Source organism: Cognataquiflexum rubidum, assembly GCF_022538115.1.
Classification (GTDB): Bacteria; Bacteroidota; Bacteroidia; order Cytophagales; family Cyclobacteriaceae; genus Cognataquiflexum; species Cognataquiflexum rubidum.
On the sequence record NZ_JAKZAL010000002.1, the window covers coordinates 346,755 to 363,049 of the forward strand.

General features: G+C 40.7%; 17 protein-coding genes. 12 read left to right on the top strand and 5 right to left on the bottom strand.

All coding sequences use genetic code 11. From position 1 onward, the window contains the following. Positions 1–24 precede the first annotated feature (24 nt). Together MMU05_RS03710 and MMU05_RS03715 are read right to left on the bottom strand one after the other, a co-directional pair. Positions 25–1,407, bottom strand: a complete 1,383-nt coding sequence (locus tag MMU05_RS03710) for an amidohydrolase family protein (RefSeq protein ID WP_241140321.1) — start codon at positions 1,405–1,407, stop codon at positions 25–27. A gap of 19 nt (positions 1,408–1,426) precedes the next feature. Further along, complete coding sequence (locus tag MMU05_RS03715; protein WP_241140322.1) at positions 1,427–3,124, bottom strand: amidohydrolase family protein; 1,698 nt, start codon at positions 3,122–3,124, stop codon at positions 1,427–1,429. A 253-nt stretch (positions 3,125–3,377) separates the two neighbouring features. On the opposite strand from MMU05_RS03715, the gene MMU05_RS03720 reads away from it, so the two are divergent. From MMU05_RS03720 to MMU05_RS03740, 5 genes are read left to right on the top strand one after another with little or no spacing between them, the layout of a single operon-like run. Next, complete coding sequence (locus MMU05_RS03720) at positions 3,378–3,737, top strand: response regulator transcription factor (protein ID WP_113922910.1); 360 nt, start codon at positions 3,378–3,380, stop codon at positions 3,735–3,737. Positions 3,738–3,746: 9 nt separating this feature from the next. After that, the gene (locus MMU05_RS03725; protein ID WP_241140323.1) at positions 3,747–5,339 is read left to right on the top strand and encodes a hypothetical protein; all 1,593 of its coding nucleotides are present in this window, start codon (positions 3,747–3,749) and stop codon (positions 5,337–5,339) included. Then, positions 5,332–6,795: a glycosyltransferase family 2 protein gene (locus tag MMU05_RS03730; protein ID WP_241140324.1), complete on the top strand. Its 1,464-nt coding sequence runs from the start codon at positions 5,332–5,334 to the stop codon at positions 6,793–6,795. The genes MMU05_RS03725 and MMU05_RS03730 overlap by 8 nt, the downstream gene beginning before the upstream one ends. A 7-nt stretch (positions 6,796–6,802) precedes the next feature. Then, entirely contained in the window at positions 6,803–8,044 is a 1,242-nt protein-coding gene (locus tag MMU05_RS03735) for a YaiO family outer membrane beta-barrel protein (RefSeq protein ID WP_241140325.1), read from the top strand. Next, the gene (locus MMU05_RS03740) at positions 8,044–9,258 is read left to right on the top strand and encodes a hypothetical protein (protein WP_241140326.1); all 1,215 of its coding nucleotides are present in this window, start codon (positions 8,044–8,046) and stop codon (positions 9,256–9,258) included. The genes MMU05_RS03735 and MMU05_RS03740 overlap by 1 nt, the downstream gene beginning before the upstream one ends. Here the strand turns inward: MMU05_RS03740 and MMU05_RS03745 are convergent. Beyond that, the gene (locus tag MMU05_RS03745) at positions 9,255–11,207 is read right to left on the bottom strand and encodes an LTA synthase family protein (RefSeq protein WP_241140327.1); all 1,953 of its coding nucleotides are present in this window, start codon (positions 11,205–11,207) and stop codon (positions 9,255–9,257) included. The genes MMU05_RS03740 and MMU05_RS03745 overlap by 4 nt on opposite strands. A 163-nt stretch (positions 11,208–11,370) precedes the next feature. On the opposite strand from MMU05_RS03745, the gene MMU05_RS03750 reads away from it, so the two are divergent. The 6 genes from MMU05_RS03750 to MMU05_RS03775 all read left to right on the top strand — a co-directional run bounded on the left by MMU05_RS03750 (position 11,371) and on the right by MMU05_RS03775 (position 14,273). Further along, on the top strand, positions 11,371–11,919 hold the full coding sequence (locus MMU05_RS03750) for a class I SAM-dependent methyltransferase (RefSeq protein ID WP_241140328.1): 549 nt from the start codon (positions 11,371–11,373) through the stop codon (positions 11,917–11,919). Positions 11,920–12,094: 175 nt separating this feature from the next. After that, on the top strand, positions 12,095–12,361 hold the full coding sequence (locus MMU05_RS03755) for a DUF3253 domain-containing protein (RefSeq protein ID WP_241140329.1): 267 nt from the start codon (positions 12,095–12,097) through the stop codon (positions 12,359–12,361). Positions 12,362–12,405: 44 nt separating this feature from the next. Further along, a complete protein-coding gene (gene msrA / locus MMU05_RS03760) occupies positions 12,406–13,059 on the top strand; it encodes a peptide-methionine (S)-S-oxide reductase MsrA (protein ID WP_241140330.1) in 654 nt (217 codons plus the stop codon). Between the two features lie 65 nt (positions 13,060–13,124). Beyond that, a complete protein-coding gene (locus MMU05_RS03765; protein WP_241140331.1) occupies positions 13,125–13,634 on the top strand; it encodes a DUF4920 domain-containing protein in 510 nt (169 codons plus the stop codon). Then, positions 13,627–14,058, top strand: coding sequence for a hypothetical protein (locus MMU05_RS03770; protein WP_241140332.1), 432 nt, complete (start codon positions 13,627–13,629; stop codon positions 14,056–14,058). The genes MMU05_RS03765 and MMU05_RS03770 overlap by 8 nt, the downstream gene beginning before the upstream one ends. A 5-nt stretch (positions 14,059–14,063) precedes the next feature. Then, complete coding sequence (locus MMU05_RS03775; RefSeq protein ID WP_241140333.1) at positions 14,064–14,273, top strand: hypothetical protein; 210 nt, start codon at positions 14,064–14,066, stop codon at positions 14,271–14,273. A gap of 132 nt (positions 14,274–14,405) precedes the next feature. Here the strand turns inward: MMU05_RS03775 and MMU05_RS03780 are convergent, their stop codons facing one another. Together MMU05_RS03780 and MMU05_RS03785 are read right to left on the bottom strand one after the other, a co-directional pair. Beyond that, on the bottom strand, positions 14,406–15,299 hold the full coding sequence (locus tag MMU05_RS03780; RefSeq protein ID WP_241140334.1) for an HAEPLYID family protein: 894 nt from the start codon (positions 15,297–15,299) through the stop codon (positions 14,406–14,408). A gap of 88 nt (positions 15,300–15,387) precedes the next feature. Continuing rightward, positions 15,388–15,771 (bottom strand): hypothetical protein, encoded by a 384-nt coding sequence (locus MMU05_RS03785; RefSeq protein WP_241140335.1) that lies wholly within the window; start codon positions 15,769–15,771, stop codon positions 15,388–15,390. A 128-nt stretch (positions 15,772–15,899) separates the two neighbouring features. Here MMU05_RS03785 and MMU05_RS03790 point away from each other — a divergent pair, with 128 nt between their 5' ends. Continuing rightward, entirely contained in the window at positions 15,900–16,286 is a 387-nt protein-coding gene (locus MMU05_RS03790) for a DUF983 domain-containing protein (RefSeq protein ID WP_241140336.1), read from the top strand. The last annotated feature ends 9 nt before the right edge of the window (positions 16,287–16,295 follow it).

Sequence of the window (16,295 nt, forward strand, 5' to 3'; positions counted from 1 at the left end):
ATGTTTTGAGCTTCCATTTAGATTTTAGTGTTCGTGGTCAAATAAGCTTCTACCAAAATTGGTAAAGAAGAAATCTACCCCATGCATACACTTGTGATCATGTTCTTTAAGGAATATGGGTTCAATGGATTCTGTTGCTGCTACCCTCAATCTCATGTCATTAGGATCCTCATTGATGTCAAAATATTTGACACCATCCACAAAAGTCATCTGAGGGATAGCATAAACTGAAAGTGGATGATCGTTGAAAATGACCAAATCAGCCTGTTTGCCTTCTTCTATGGAACCTACCTTGTCCGCAATTCCAAGTTGTTTGGCAGGATTGATGGTGATTAGGGCCAAGGTTTGCTCGTCGGTCAATTCGCCGTAGCGTTGTGCTTTTCCGGCTTCGTGGTACAAGTGACGGATCAATTCTCCTGAATCTGAATTGATAGAAGTGATGACTCCGTTTTGGGTCAATATAGCGGCATTGTAGGCTGTGGAATAATACACCTCAAATTTGTACGCCCACCAATCAGCAAAAACCGAAGCACCCATCGTATAAGCCGCCAATTCAGGGGCTACTTTAAATCCTTCATTGACATGGGAAAACACAATGTTGGTGATATCAAATTCTCTACAGACATTGATGAGCATGTAGATTTCGTCTGCCCGGTAGGAATGACAATGGATGATGATTTTACCATCCAAAATATCCACTAGGGTTTGGAGACGTTCACTGTATTTTGGGGGAACAGGCGTTGCTCCTTTTACTTTCAGGGCATTGTTGTAGGTTTCCCAGGTTTTTTTGTATTGAATCGCATCATTGAAACCGTTTCTGATTACAGCCTCGACACCCATTCTTGACCTTGGTTGAATCCCATTCCCTCTTCCATGAACTCTTGTTGGATTTTCACCTAAGGCGAATTTGATTGTCCTTGCCGCATCTTTCATGATCAAATCATCGGGATTGCCTGAGCCATACCGGTGTTTGAGTGTGATGTTTTGTCCTCCAATGGCATTAGCCGAACCATGCATGGCATGGGAAACAGTCACCCCGCCGGCGAGTGCCCGGTACAAACCGATATCGTAAGGGTCAATCACATCCGCCATCCTTACCTCTGAGGTAATCGGTGCAGTACCTTCATTGACAGCATCTAAGGCTACATGAGAATGGGCATCAATGATGCCGGGCATGACGTATTTTCCTTTTGCGTCAATGGTAGTGACATTCGAAGCTGTAAGTCCTTTTCCTATTTTTTTGATGATGCCGTTTTCCACAAGGACATCGGTGTCTTCCAAGATGCCTTTAGTAACTGTCAAAACAGTAGCATTTTTTATTAAAACAGACCCTTTTTGGGTTTGGGAATTTGCTGGATTCCAGCCCATCACCAATATAGCTGCTATTATATAGATTATCTTTTTCATGATTTTCGGTGATTAGCGATTAAAATGATTTTGGTTTCTTGGTAGCATTCATCGGAAAGCTTCCGTATTCAGACAGCGAGAGGTTTCCGGAAATTTGATCTCCGCTTACTTCTCCGCTCACATTCACTACCAAAGACATTCCTCCTGCAGCCACATCAAATGAAAAAGTCAAATTAGAACCTGAAAGGCTGATGTTTTTCATTTCAGAGCTTGCTTGCCCTACTCCTGCAGGATTGTCATAGGTGATGGTCCCTTTATAGGAATCCCCTTCTTTTTTGATTTCTAGGGTTCCGGACGAACTTCCGGCCGGCGTATCAGATGTATATTCCCAAAAACCATCAATTGCAACTGCCCCATTGGTGCCGTTCTTCTCACCGTTACCGTTTTTCTTTGCTTTGACTTCGTAATCAAACATAAACCCGTCAGCCACTACATGTTTAACCTGGGTCTCTTCATCCAACAATGGAGCGGTTAATATGACCATATTGGCAGATTTCCCTTTTTCCAATGTGCCGGCAAACTTTTGAATGCCTAGTATATTGGCGTTGTTTATGGTAAGCGCAGCCAAAGCTGCATTTTCTGTTAGTCCATTTTCAACCATGAGGCGAAGATTCTTGAAAGTGTCCCCGCTTTTGGCACCCATAGAGGTAAAGCCGAAAGGAATACCTGCTGCTTCCAAAAATGCAGCTTGCTTTAATGTGCTTTGATAGGCTTCCTGAACCCTTTTGGTTCTTGCCTGCATTTCTTCAGACAATTCTTCCATTTTGGCTTTGGTGACTTTATCATCAGGCAATTTCATGGAAAGCAATACTTGGGCATTTGCAGCCTTGATTTCGTTAGTAACCTTCTCCACATTGGAGACACCTGATAAAATCAATCTGAACCCATTTTCTTTTTGAAGTGAAAGTGCCCTCCTGATTTCGATGTCATCGTTTGCCTCAAACAATACCGGGATATTCTTATCCACCACGGGATACATCGCTTCGTAAGTCTTGTTTATTTCAGGTCTGTTGAGACCGTTGTTGGAGGCAAAAAGTTTACCGTGGCGGGAGGCCAATTCGGCATTTTTATATACATCCCTGAATTTCGCCATGATTCCGAGCGGAGTTCCTGGATAGACTCTTCCTCCTCCTCTTGCACCTTGGAATTTTACAACTAGGGCTGAGTTTTGGGATAAAATATTGGTGGAGGAAGGATTTCCAAAAAGGACTATTGCGGTTTTTCCCGGCATCATTCCACCTTCAGGGATCAACTGGGCGATGGTAAATCCACTTTTTCTCCAATCTTGGATTTGGTTGTTTTTATTATCATAGGTATCGATTACATTCCTCCAAGGCGTAATCCCTGCAATATCGTCCGGTGGGTTGGCGGGGTTGTAATCAGAGGGCTTTTCAGGTTCAGGAGCTTTGCCTACCCCTGCAGTACTTGCGCCGTCAATAAATCCCGGATAGATAAATAAGGAGTCAGCTGAGATAACTTGGGCCTCTTTGGGAATGGTGATATTGGTCCCGACCGCTTCTATCAGGCCGTTTTTAATTAGAATTGTACCGTTTTGGATGGTTTTTCCGGGTGCTGTGGTGATGGTGGCATTCTTTATGGCTATCGTACCTGTCACCCTCTTTTCTCCACTTGGATCGCTTTGCGCCTTTGTATATTGAAAAGAAAGAAAAAGAACCAATACCAATATACTTTTGAATACCTGAATCTTAGGGCTCATAATCATATGGTTTGCTTGAATTGGTGGATTTAATCAGTTTGTAAGCTAACAAAAGAAATTTTTTCAAAAAAAAATTATTTTTTTTGAAACCCATAAACGGTTAGGAACGGCAAATATTTTTTTGTGTAATACATTTTAATCCTATTGTATTTTTTCCTAAAATAATTTCAATTTTTCTGGGGTTTGGAGCCTTGTTTTTTTGTTTTTTTTACTTCTATATTTAAATCTCTTATCACCCAAAAGATTGAAAAAAATGAAGAATATCCTAATCATCGAGGACGATAGACTGATATCCAGTCTGTTGAACTTTAGACTTAAAAAGGATGGCTACCATGTCACCACTGCCGAAGATGGCTTGACCGGAATGGATGCGATCGATGCCTCTGAGCCCGACCTGATCATCACAGATGTCATGATTCCTTTCAAAACTGGCATCGAAATCATCAACCACGCAAAGAAGGTTTATCCTAAAGTGCCCATCATTGTTTTGAGTTCTCTTGGAGAAGAAGAAGCTACTGTCATGGAAGCTTTTAATCTCGGCGTATCTGATTTTGTCCCAAAACCATTTAATCCAAATGAGCTCGCAGTGCGTGTTCGGAGATTAATTCAATAATTCAAATGGATGCATGAATCACATAGAAGGCGTTTTTTTAAGGTCGGTTCATTATTTTTGTTTCTGATTTTTCAGCTTGGCAACCTTCGCGCTCAGGATTCCCTGAGTTTGCAGGTCGAGTCCAAACTTTTTGAGGTCTCCGGAGAAATCCCCGGTCTTTCCTTTATATTGGAAGTCAAAGAAAATGAGAAGGATCTCAGCATTTTTTCTTTAACCCAGCCGGATCATAACGGTTTGTGGGTTTCGGATACGCTTGTGGATTTTAGAAGTGCTGCCCACCTTAGGGACACCATTTTTTCAGCTTCGGGAAAGAAAGCGGAACTTGCATTTTTGCTTTTCGACCAAAAGTCCGAGAAGGAGGCCATCGATGAATTTTTGGATAACCTCAGCCGTAATGAACTGTTGCCTTCCGACGTTTCCTCCAAATCCAACGGTTTTGAGGAAGGAGAGCTTCATATCTTGGCTTCCAATGTTAATTTTTCTCCTTATTATGAATTACAAACCAAAATACTGAGTGACACCAAGATGTTGCTACTTGTCTCCACCTTGGTTTTGTTTTTGGTGGCTTCTATCATCTTGGTCACCATCATGTATGTGGTCAAAAAACGAAAAAAGAAAAGAGACTCCCTCACCGTGAAATTTAAGGAACTGAGTTTAGAACCTGTTTCCAATTTACTTTTTGAGCATTCTTTAGAGGAATTGCAATCCTTTGACCGAGAAAAATTTGAAAGCTTTTTTCCAGTTGACCATCTTAAAAACAACCTTTTCAAGGACGTGATGATCATGGAAATCATCAGTCTCAACAAAAACATGAAGGGGGAATTCAAAACCAAGCTCAAGACTATCTACCGAAAACTCGGTTTGGACGCACATTCCATCCAAAAGCTTTCCTCAAAAAAATGGGACGTGATCACCTCCGGTATTGTCGAAATCAATGAAATGGATGTCGTGGAAGCAGCAGAAAAGGTGGAGAAATTTGCCAAATCAGAAAACTTTTATGTGCGGTCTAATGCCGTCGCTACCCTTTTGAATATTTCCAACGATCCCGAACTGAAAGTCCTTGTCGACCAGGATTTTCCTTTGTCAAGATGGCAACAAATGGTCTATTTCAGAATCATCAAATTTATCAACAACAGCCAGGAAAAAGTGAGGGTAGATTTATTGTTTGAATCCAAAAATGAATCTGTGAGGGTTTTTGGATACAAACTCGTCAGGTATCTTGGGCTTTTTGAACTGCTTGAAATATTGATAAATAAATACAAAAATGCTACCATCCCGGAAAAATTGGAGATGATCAAATGCTTTGATGTTTTCAGCTACCAAGATTCCCTCAACCATCTCCACCGCGATTTGTCTACTGCCGACAAGGGTTTGTTCCTCGGAATTATAGCAGTATTGCAGAATATCGGAAACCCTATCTCAGAAGTGATTTTGTTGGAAAAATTAAAAAACGGGTTGGACTTTGAATCCAAAAAAGCCGTGATGCAGGCATTGAATATCCTCAATCCCGATGTGTTGGGAGAGTGGACACGTCAGGCCGATGACATGGAGGCATATCAGATTTTCAACCACCTTACGGATCCTGTTTTGAGCCATGTATAATTTACTTTTAGACATATTGATTGAGATTTTTGGGATACTGTTCTTGGTCTACAGTTTTTCAATCATTTCTTTTTACCTGATCATGACTGTCCTTTCCACATTGGAAATGCGTGACCACCTGAAAAAAAACAAGTTTGCTGATTACAAAGATGTCATTACAAGCCCGGTTACGCCAAGTATATCGGTCATTGCGCCGGCATACAATGAAGGACAGAATATAGTGCAAAACGCCAAAAGTCTCCTGACCCTCCATTACGGAAAATTCGAAGTGATTATTGTCAATGATGGTTCCAAAGACGATACCCTTGAAAAGATGATTGAAAGTTTTGGTTTGGTCAAGACCAATTATGCTTACCATAAATATGTAGAGACCGGAAAAATCCGCGGGGTATACAAATCAACAAACCCTTCTTATGCCAAGCTGACTTTGGTGGACAAAGAAAACGGAGGCAAAGCCGATGCTCTCAACGCAGGTATCAATCTGGCAGCCAATGAAATTTTGGCCTGTATCGATGTGGATTGTATCCTGTCCAGTGATTCTTTGACGAGAATGGTGAGGCCATTTATGGAAGAAACAAACCGCAAAGTAATCGCGGTCGGGGGTGTAATCGGTGTGGCCAATAATTGTCAGGTAAAAGACGGGACAGTGACAGAATACAGGGTTCCCGAAACCCTCTTGGGGAGGTTTCAGGTGATTGAATATTTTCGTGCTTTTTTGATGGGCAGAATGGCTTGGACCAGGATCAATGGATTGATGCTTATTTCGGGCGCTTTTGGTTTTTTCAACAAAGAATTGGTATTGAAAGTGGGGGGATATTTCCCAAAGACCGTGGGTGAGGACATGGAACTTGTCGTCAGGATGCGAAGGTATATGGAAGAAACAGGTCAAAAGTACAAAGTTGGCTTTGTGCCTGATCCATTATGCTGGACAGAAGTGCCGGAGTCTGAAAACATCCTTTCCAAGCAGCGCAACAGGTGGATGCGCGGAACGATCGAAACGCTTCAGCTCCACCAAAAAGTTAAATTGAATCCCAAATATGGGGTTTTGGGTTTGGTTTCTTATCCCTATTGGTCCGTGTTTGAAAAAGGTGGCCCAATCATAGAGATGATGGGATTCCTGTATACACTTTTGATGATTATCACAGGTGATATCAGTGCTTTATATTTTGTGGGACTTTTTGGGTTGATGTACGTTTTTTCTGTCATGATTTCATCTTTCAGTATTTTGTTTGAAGGCGTGGCTTACAATAATTACAAAGACAGGTCTGACCTCAACAAACTGATGAAAACGGTCTTGTTGGAGCCATTTCTGATCCATCCTAAAATCGTACTCTGGGGTTTGAAAGGACATTGGCACTTTATCAAAGGCAAAGGAGGATGGGGAGAAATGATCCGCACAGGATTCAAAAAAGCCGAGGATAAGAAAAAAATTGAATCACCTATTCCGCTTAATTGACCCGGATATGAGGACATATGCAATACTGTTTTTTTATGGTTTTTTGTTTTTGGCAATAGCCCTGCCCAAAAGTGGTTGGGCGCAGGAAACTTTTGACCCGGACGTGCTTTATCAAGATGCCCGAAAGCTGATTTTGGAAGGTAAAAGACAAGAAGGAAGGGTTATCCTTTCCAAAGTTTTGGGAAAATATCCGGACTATGGGGATGTTTTGATTTTGATGGGAAGGTCCTATGCCTGGGATGGAAAATACGATTCTGCCGCTATCTATTTTGAAAAGGCTTTGATAGCCAGTCCTACTTATGAAGATGCCTATATTGCTTATATCGATGATTTGTTTTGGAGTGAAAATTACGAAAGGGCAGAAGCTGTGATCAATATGGGACTTGAAAAAATCGGACCCCAATCCATGCCATTGAAATACCGGTCATCCAGACTTCATTATTACAAGGAAGATTATAAAACAGCGATCAAAATCGCCAATGAGGTTTTTGCGAAAGCGCCCAAAACAGAAGGATTATTGGGATACATCGAAACCCTCCGAAGAAAGACGCGCATCAATGCTGTAGGCGCTACTTATGATTACGATTACTTTTACGGCGACCTCAGTCCGTGGAATACTTATTCGGTCTATGGCCGGACGCATACCGATTTAACCGGATCGTTGATTGCTCGGGTCACCCATTCTGAGAGATTTGACGGAAGAGGAACCCAAGCGGAACTGGATGCTTTTCCTTCATTGGGCAAGAACAAATATGGCTATTTCAATGTGGGTTATTCCCAAGCTTCATTTTTTCCAAAGTTCAGGTTTGGAACCAGTGTTTTTTGGAACTTGCCCAAAGCCTATGAATTGGAGGCCGGATATAGATTTTTGCAATTTTCTGACGTCACACACATCATCACCGGTTCTGCCGGAAAGTACATTAGCAACTGGTGGCTCAACCTCCGGCTCAACTTTATCCCGGGAAAAGACGGTTCTTCTACAAGTGCTAATTTTCAGACCAGATATTATTTCAATGGACCTGAAGACTTTTTCAGTATCCAGCTTTCTACAGGAGTTTCCCCTGATGAAGAAACCCGGGATTTCCAATCCCAACTGCTCAATTCCTACAGGGCAAGGATCGGCTATCAGCATCTCTGGACATCACGGTGGATGGGTTTTGGTTTTGTGGGATACTCAAGGGATGAAATCTCCGAACAACAATTCCGAAACAACCTCAACATTTCTATCGGCACTGAATTCAGATTCTAATGGCAAATTTTCCAGGTAAATATCTTCCAATCGAATTCCGGATTTTCTTCCGTGGATTTTTGGTGGTTGCCTTTATTTTTGTTGTCATTCCTTTGATGAGTATGTTGATATGGTATTTGTTGCCTGCAGCTTCTATGGGAGTGGTGGTGATTGACAAAACTGTCCCTACCCCAAATTACCAGGAACACCAATCCATCCATTGGCTGCTCAACCATTTTAAGTTTACCAAAAATGAAGGGTCAATTTATGATGCATCGAAAGATTACTTCGGGTTTTTTCCCGGCAAGAGAATAGAGGACTACCAGATCAACGATTTGTCTGGCCAATCAGAAATTCAAACCCAAAAGACCCTAGATGAGTCCCAATTGGTTTATTTTTCAGATACCTATGGCGTTTATGAAAATGACCTGAAAGAAAAACCTGTCCAAACCCATTCCAAGAAGATTTATGGTGGCATGGACAAGGACGACATTGCGTTTTTGGAAAAAGCCTACAAGAAGGAAATTGATATCATCAGCGAATTCAACACCATAGCCAGCCCTACAAAAAAAGAAGTCCGAAAGGATTTTGAGAATCTGGCAGGGATCAAATGGACCGGTTGGATTGCGCGGTATTTTGACGAATTGGATACCATGCTGAATAATGATTTACCTCCATGGCTGGTATCCGGCTATAAGCGTCAACATCAGCAAGCATGGGATTTTTCAGGTCCTGCGATGGTTTTTTTGCATGAAAATGGTCAGATCGAAATCCTAAAAGAAGAAATCGAAATAAAGAAAGTTGTTCCTGAAATCGTCTCCAGTCTCAAAAGCCAACAAACCTACGGAGTTCCCGAGATTGTGAAATATCCCTATTGGATTGATATCATTTTTGTAAGCAGGGATTATGAAGTGGTCTCTTATTATGATCTTGCACCAACCGAAGACGGGATCAAAAAATTGGGCGAAATGGGACTTCCCAGGTATTTTCCGGCGGTAGTGGTAAAGAAAAACGGCCAGGGAAAGTTCTATTACTTTTGTGGGGATTTTGCCGACAATCCTGTCTCAGGAAGTTCTTATGACTTTTATGGAATAGAAAAACTCTGGAGGTTGTTTTTGCACTCTGAGGATTATTCGCAGCGGAACAGTTTTTTTTGGAATTTCTATTTTCCCTTGATGGAGTCGATCTTGAAGGATACCTATCAAAGAAATGAAATCCGTAAAGGAGAAAATTAATTTTTGGGAATATAGACTGCCAATGTATCTGGTAGGATTCTGTTGTTTTCGGTTGCGAAACGGTTGGAATTTTTATAAGTAGCAAACTCAGTCAGCAGTTTTTCTTTCATTGCCACGTCTGTGACAGGTTCCATTCCCATATTGTCATAAAGCTGGTAAAGCTGGTTGTCTGCCAATACATATTCCCCGCTGATGTAATCTACCAACTGATTTTTATTCCTCATCAAAGGATTGGAGATTTTGGATTGAAAAGTCGAAGAAGTATCCATTACATATCCTTTCCAAGCCACTTTGGATGGCAAGTCCAAGTCAAATCTGTTCTCCAACAGACTCAGGATAGTCGGGGTGATTTCAAAATGGCTGGTGACGCCATGCATTCTTTTGGAACGGTTGAGTTTGGGAGAAAAAATCATGATCGGCACATGGAACCTGTCAATGGTGGTGGCCAAGGGGATTTCAGGAAGCCTGTGGTCTCCCGTAATGATGAAAATTGTGTTTTCATATTTTGGCAGTTTTTGATAGGCTTGGAAAAACTCCTTGATCGCCTCGTCCACATAGAGGATACTGGCGTACATGTTTTTATATTTTCTATATTCTCCCGTAGTCAAAGGCAGAGATATAAGGTCATTTTGGATGTATTTTTCAAACATCGCCAGGTATTTTTCCTCATCAGGAATAAGGAAGGGATCGTGCGAAGTCTGTGTCTGAAAAATACTTACCTGAGGTTGGGAACTGACAGGTAGTTTTCTCATTGCATTTTCAAACATGGCTTTGTCCGGGTAACCCCAAGAAAAGCCTGATTTGGAAGGTGTTTCCTCAAAATCTGCATCGAAGGAAGTCAAGTCCAAAATCCTGTCCACCTGCTGGTACTGAAGGAAGTAATTGACGTTGTCAAAGTTTTTGTCCGCACCGATATGGAAATTGGTAAAGTACCCGTTGGTTTTGAGCAAAGAAAGTAAAGTATGGTGCAAAGGGAGAATGGGTGCCTGGTCCATAAAACCTTTTTGTGCAAAAGGCAAAGAACCAAACATCCCAGTAAGTACTCCAAATGTCCTTCCTGTCGTCGAAAGACCGTTTTTCCAATACAGCGAATGCCCGCTCAAAGAATCCAAAAACGGCGTAAAACTTCCCAAATAGGCATCTTCGCCGGAATAGGCTTTGCCAAGACCTTCCACAATCACAAATACGATATCAGGCAAAGTGTCAAATTCATCAAAATAAGGACCCAATACATCCGGATAATCATTGGAATGCAAAAAAGGATAATTGGTTTCGGTCAGATCTTTGCTGACAAGTCTATCTCCTGAATTGGCAGAAGCGAGGAAAAAGTCAAAATACAGGTATTCATTGGAAGTGAAGTAATTGTAAGATTGGTCATAGAAATAAGAAGACTTATTGGCCATCAGATTTCTTTCAAGTTCAGCAGGCTGCTCTTTTTGAGCATTTTTGGCAATGCCTATTCCGATCAGGTAACCGTAACATACTACTGTCAATACGACGGCTGTTTGATATTTCAAGGGAATCCATTTGCCCAATCCAAGCAAAACGTAAACAAAAACCAATACAAACAGGATGGCCAAAATATTGAATAGATTCAATTCGCCGGAAGCCTTGACAGTCAGGAAAACATCATTGAGGGAATAAGCATACAAATCGGTCCCAAGGGGAATCAGCATTTTGGTAAAATAGAAAAGAAGTCCTCCCTGGAGCACAATAAGTAAAGTCAGCGTTATTTTGACCAAAACTCTGACAGCTTGAGGAAAAATCATCCCCAAAAGAATATTTAAAATCAATAGAAAACCTAAAATATAAAATACCCATTGGAGATCGTAAGCCCATCCCATGAGTGTAATCTGAGCTTTGGAATACTCCAAACTGTGGATATTGAAAACTGCCCATACTTCTATCAGCCTTAAAATCAAAAAGACAATCAAAAATGGAATTGCCAACTTCCAAAAATTGATAAAATTTAGTTTGAGATTTAATATAAAGGTCGATCTGATCTGGGTCTGCGGGGAAGACATACTTTCTTTTGCGGGAACTTATTTATTAGGGTGCAATTGCAAATATAAATTTTCTAAAATTCATATCTTGCGCAATTAAATAAAATCTATGAACAATAAAGGAGCCTTGCTCAAAGAGCTTTTTACAAATCTTTCAACTACGGGTGCTGTTACTTTTAGTTCTAAATCATTGGTAAATAAAATGTTATCCTACGCCGACTTCAAAGGAGCGAAACTGATCGTGGAGTTGGGCGGTGGAGATGGAAGTATCACACACGGAATTGTAGACAGGATGGATCCCGATGCAGTATTGTTGGTCTTTGAAATCAACAAACCTTTTTGCGACAATCTTAAAAAAATTTTCCCGAAAAAAAATGTAAAAATTATCTGTGATTCAGCAGAAAATATAGACCAATACCTGGGTGGAAAAAAGGCGGATTTGATCCTTTCCTCACTGCCTTTGACATTGATACCAAAGCCTTCCCGCGAACAGATATACAAAAAGTGTAAGGAAAACATCGTGGAAAACGGAAAGGTGATCCAAATCTGCTATTCCTATCTGCTCAAATTTCAGTTTGGGAGATACTTTGAGGAAATCAAAAGCCACCTGATGTTCAAGAACTTTCCGCCGACCTTTATTTTGGTCTGCGAGCAATAGGTCTGATTTTTGGGAATTGATTTTAAAGCCTGTTTCTTTTTCAATGGCGAATAAGGAATAGGCTTTTTCTATCAATTCCAACATTGAAAAGGTTGTTTTTTTAGCCGGATTGATCAATATTTAATCCTGACAGATTTTTAAGCACTTTTAAAACCAAAATCCGGATCTTGTAACTATGAGCATTTCCATCCCTTCTGACCACCCCCATATTTTGGCTGATGCCATCATGGAAATGTGCAGAGTGAAAAAGGGGGAGAGCTTTTGTCCATCGGAAGTGGTCAAGTGGATCTATCCTGAATCTTGGTACCACTTCATGGAGGAGGTTACCACTGAGATGATGAAGCTTTACCAATCAGGCAAAATTGAGGTGACCCAAAACCACCTCCCTATTCCCATGGAAGGAATTCCAAAAGGAGAAGTGAGAATCAAAGCCAAATTTTAAACTTCACCGGCCCGGATGGTGTTAAAGAATCAAAATCGAAAAAAATGAAATTCTTATCCTTTATTTTCTGCTTCAGCATTCTGGCGACGATGGCCTGTGCCCAAGCGCCTAACAAAAACGAAAAATCCATGCAAAATTTACCAAAGACAACCATAAAAATAGAAGAAGGACTTGAAGTAGCCATTTTGGGTGGTGGTTGCTTTTGGTGTACAGAGGCAATTTATCAGGACCTGATAGGTGTCAAAAAAGTACTTTCAGGATACAGTGGAGGCCATGTGGACAATCCTACTTACAGACAGGTAACTTCCGGTACGACCGGTCATGCTGAAGTCATCCAGGTGGTTTTTGATCCAAAGGAGATTTCCTTTGAGGAAGTTTTGGAGATCTTTTGGGCCACACACGATCCGACCACTCTCAACAGACAAGGTGCTGATGTCGGACCACAGTACCGCTCTGCCGTATTTTATCAGTCCGAAGATCAAAAGCAAAAAGCAGAGTTTTTCAAAAAGAAATTGGATGAATCCGGCGCTTTCAGCAGGCCGATAGTGACAGAAATCACCGCGTTCAGCAACTTCTACGTGGCGGAGGATTACCACCAGAATTATTTTAAAGAGAATGGAGGCCAACCTTATTGCCAGTTTGTCATCCGTCCAAAAATGGAGAAGTTCAAAAAAGCGTTCGCTGAAAAATTGAAGTAATTGATTGTAATTAAATATTGGATTAGATTTTCCTCCTATTTAGTTTTGGGAAAACAATACTCACTATGAAAAAGACATTCATTTATACTTTGATGATCGTGTTGGCAGGGTTTTCTTGTCAGCAAAAAGCAACAGAAGTTTCCGCGCCCGCCACTGAGGAAGCAAAGTCAGAAACTGCCGCGGGAAAATTCGGTGCAGATATCAATGACTCAGGTGTGGTGACTTTGGCCGAATTGGTAACCGAACTTGAATCTAAGGACGAATTCCAAGGCAAAGTTGTCGGTCAAATCAAAGAAGTCTGCTCCAAAAAAGGATGTTGGATGACCATCGATTTACCTAACGGACAAAGCATGCGCGTGACTTTCAAGGATTATGGGTTTTTTGTCCCTTTGAATTCGAGCGGATATCCTGTGGTCATCGAAGGTGTCGCCACCAAGAAAGTGACTGATGTGGAGACTTTGAGACACTATGCACAGGATGCAGGCAAACCCAAAGAGGAAATCGAAAAGATTACTGAGTCAAAACAAGAATATGCTTTTGAGGCTGTGGGAGTCATTATCAGGGAGAATGCTTAAAAAGTATTTTTTATTCATTCTTTTGGCGGTTTCTCTTTTTTCCTGCAAGGAAAAGGAGAAAGAACAAGTAAAACCTGTTCCTGTTACACAACCCAAACAAGATGCACCTTTGGCGTTATTGATGCGGGAAATGTATCTTGATATGGAGGAGATGAAGGTATCTTTGGAGAAAAAGGAAAATATCAAATCTTACCTTGAAAAACATCAGGCGTTACTCACAGCAAAGCCGACCGACCCAAAAGTAAAGGATGCCACATTTGACCAAATGGCAATCGGATACCTTGAATCACTTAGGCAATTGGGTCTTGGGCCGTATGAACTGAAAGTCTCCAAGTACAAAATCGTTTACAATTATTGTATAGCCTGCCACGAAAAATACTGTCCAGGCCCGATCAAAAAAATCACTAACCTTCAAATAGAGTAAGCGTCATGGCCATTGCATTGGATAATCTCAGGGTAGGAAGGGTTTATTCTTTTTCGAATATGGGCGAAAAAAGAAAATTGGAGATTTTGGCCCGTTTGTCAGGGGATAATTTCAAAGTCAAGGATATGGATACCACAGAGGTTTATACCATCGAGGAATTGCTGAGATGGGGTAAGGGCAAAGATTATGAGCTTGACGAATGGTGGGAGGGATAAGAAAATCTGACCACAGTCGACAGTCCAGAGCCTCTACAATTGTACCTCATTCAAGATTTTAAATGGTGAGTGGTAACAAAGGGTACATACAAAAATCAAAAAAAAGCCTTTGGGATATCCCAAAGGCTTTTTTCATCGGTGAGGTTTGTGTCCCGGTTCATAGATGATTCTCAAAAATGAGCTCAAGCCTTGCGTTTCTCTATTGATGGGAATTCCTGATACTATTCCTATCAATAAATTATCTGCAACTCCAATGCGCATTTGAGGGCGGAGTACAGCAGAAAATTTACCATCCTGAATTTCTTTATTGACTTCAATACCAAGAAAATTTCTTGTCCCTGAGATCATATAGTGGATACTGGTATTGATATCGAAAACTGTTTCTGTAGCTTGGTCAAATTCTCTGATGATTTTTGGCCCGGTATAGATCAAGGTATGGAAGTTTCTTCCCCATCTTTTGGCAGCCACCAAAAATGGATTGAAAACATTCCCTCTGTATAGCCTTTCATTACCCCATTGATTGAGATCGGCCAATTCAAATTCATGGATATAACCCAAGGCAAGAGAGGTTTTGGCTTTTTCCGATACAAGGAAAGACCACTGCCCGGCCACTTTCAGAGATTCCAACCTATTTGAAGGGCGCTCTAATGTGGTTGGAAGCTGACCCCTTCCTGAATATATTGTGATGGGTAGTTCCACTTCAAGCCCAAGTCTGTCTATCGGTGCCCATTCGTATTCTATCAAAGCCTCAAATTCGTCAAAGCCTCTTTTGTCCGTCATTCCCATCCCGATGTTCCATTCTTTTTCACCTTTTCTCGCTCCAAGATCACGGATCAAGTCTATATACAAAGGTTCGGCATGGAGGACTTTTGCTTTTTCGGTAGGTTTTGCTTCCTCTGTTTCTGCCAAATACAAACTGTCTAGGATTGATCTTTCCAGTTTTACACTATCAGATTTTACTTCTTGCGAATAGGAGTATTGGACACTCCATAATAGGAGTATCGCAATGAAATATATTTTTTTCATTTTAGAATTCAATGATTGATTGTAATGGATAGTGACCTTTTAAAAACCTGTAAGTGGTATTTAAAAGGGAATTAAATGAAGGGCTGAATTAAAAAAAATGGAATTTGGGCGGAGGGGATATTTTTCCTAAAGATATGTTTTCATAAATGTTATGATAAAATCTGCTGACTGAAACAATGCAAAACGACTCTTGTCTTACAAATTGAAAAGTATCTAGCCCGATAAAGTTTTTGATATCCGGCATTTTTCTTTTGTCCTCAGGCAATTCTGTATCGGGTACAGTGTCTTCATCCATTTCCAAAAAATATTCCAGTACCAATTCTGAAAGAGAATCGTAAGGATCTTCATTCTTCAATAGCGTATTGTCAAGAGAAGAAACCTGATAAAAATTGGCTGTCAGGTTGATAAAGTTCACCAACAAAATATAAGTGATATATTTTATGATCGCTTTTTTTCTTAATCTTCCAAACATGTCGCAAATTTAAAAGAAATGGCGTATTTATTCATGTTTAATTGACTTTTCTAAATCCACAAAGTGATTTTGATCACCCTTTATAGCCCTATTTTGGCTATATTTGTATTTGTTAATTCAAATAAATTATGAAAGAAAAAAGTCTCGGTACAGCTATTCTTCAGGGAAAGTGTCCAAGATGCAGGGAAGGGAATATTTTTCCGACGTCTATTTTCAGTTACCACAAATTAACCGACGTGTACCACAAATGTCCTCATTGTGATGCGGTTTTGACACCGGAGCCTGATTTTTTTTATGGCGCTATGTACATCAGTTATGCTTTCTCGGTCGCCTTGGTCATAAACGTTCTCATCGTACTGAATTTTGTTTTCAACGATCCTGAAATGTGGGTTTATGGAGTTACAGTTGTGGTTACTAATTTACTTCTGCTACCTGTGATGTTGAGGTATTCCAAGATTTTGTATTTATACGGAGTCGGGAAGCTGAAATTTGACCCAAAGTATTCTAAAGTATAATCAAAGATT

Excerpts from the sequence above, each read along its gene's own strand:
- MMU05_RS03710 (WP_241140321.1), bottom strand. The coding sequence starts at position 1,407 with ATGAAAAAGATAATCTATATAATAGCAGCTATATTGGTGATGGGCTGG.
- MMU05_RS03715 (WP_241140322.1), bottom strand. The coding sequence starts at position 3,124 with ATGAGCCCTAAGATTCAGGTATTCAAAAGTATATTGGTATTGGTTCTT.
- MMU05_RS03720 (WP_113922910.1), top strand. The coding sequence starts at position 3,378 with ATGAAGAATATCCTAATCATCGAGGACGATAGACTGATATCCAGTCTG.
- MMU05_RS03725 (WP_241140323.1), top strand. The coding sequence starts at position 3,747 with ATGCATGAATCACATAGAAGGCGTTTTTTTAAGGTCGGTTCATTATTT.
- MMU05_RS03730 (WP_241140324.1), top strand. The coding sequence starts at position 5,332 with ATGTATAATTTACTTTTAGACATATTGATTGAGATTTTTGGGATACTG.
- MMU05_RS03735 (WP_241140325.1), top strand. The coding sequence starts at position 6,803 with ATGAGGACATATGCAATACTGTTTTTTTATGGTTTTTTGTTTTTGGCA.
- MMU05_RS03740 (WP_241140326.1), top strand. The coding sequence starts at position 8,044 with ATGGCAAATTTTCCAGGTAAATATCTTCCAATCGAATTCCGGATTTTC.
- MMU05_RS03750 (WP_241140328.1), top strand. The coding sequence starts at position 11,371 with ATGAACAATAAAGGAGCCTTGCTCAAAGAGCTTTTTACAAATCTTTCA.
- MMU05_RS03755 (WP_241140329.1), top strand. The coding sequence starts at position 12,095 with ATGAGCATTTCCATCCCTTCTGACCACCCCCATATTTTGGCTGATGCC.
- msrA (WP_241140330.1), top strand. The coding sequence starts at position 12,406 with ATGAAATTCTTATCCTTTATTTTCTGCTTCAGCATTCTGGCGACGATG.
- MMU05_RS03765 (WP_241140331.1), top strand. The coding sequence starts at position 13,125 with ATGAAAAAGACATTCATTTATACTTTGATGATCGTGTTGGCAGGGTTT.
- MMU05_RS03770 (WP_241140332.1), top strand. The coding sequence starts at position 13,627 with ATGCTTAAAAAGTATTTTTTATTCATTCTTTTGGCGGTTTCTCTTTTT.
- MMU05_RS03775 (WP_241140333.1), top strand. The coding sequence starts at position 14,064 with ATGGCCATTGCATTGGATAATCTCAGGGTAGGAAGGGTTTATTCTTTT.
- MMU05_RS03780 (WP_241140334.1), bottom strand. The coding sequence starts at position 15,299 with ATGAAAAAAATATATTTCATTGCGATACTCCTATTATGGAGTGTCCAA.
- MMU05_RS03785 (WP_241140335.1), bottom strand. The coding sequence starts at position 15,771 with ATGTTTGGAAGATTAAGAAAAAAAGCGATCATAAAATATATCACTTAT.
- MMU05_RS03790 (WP_241140336.1), top strand. The coding sequence starts at position 15,900 with ATGAAAGAAAAAAGTCTCGGTACAGCTATTCTTCAGGGAAAGTGTCCA.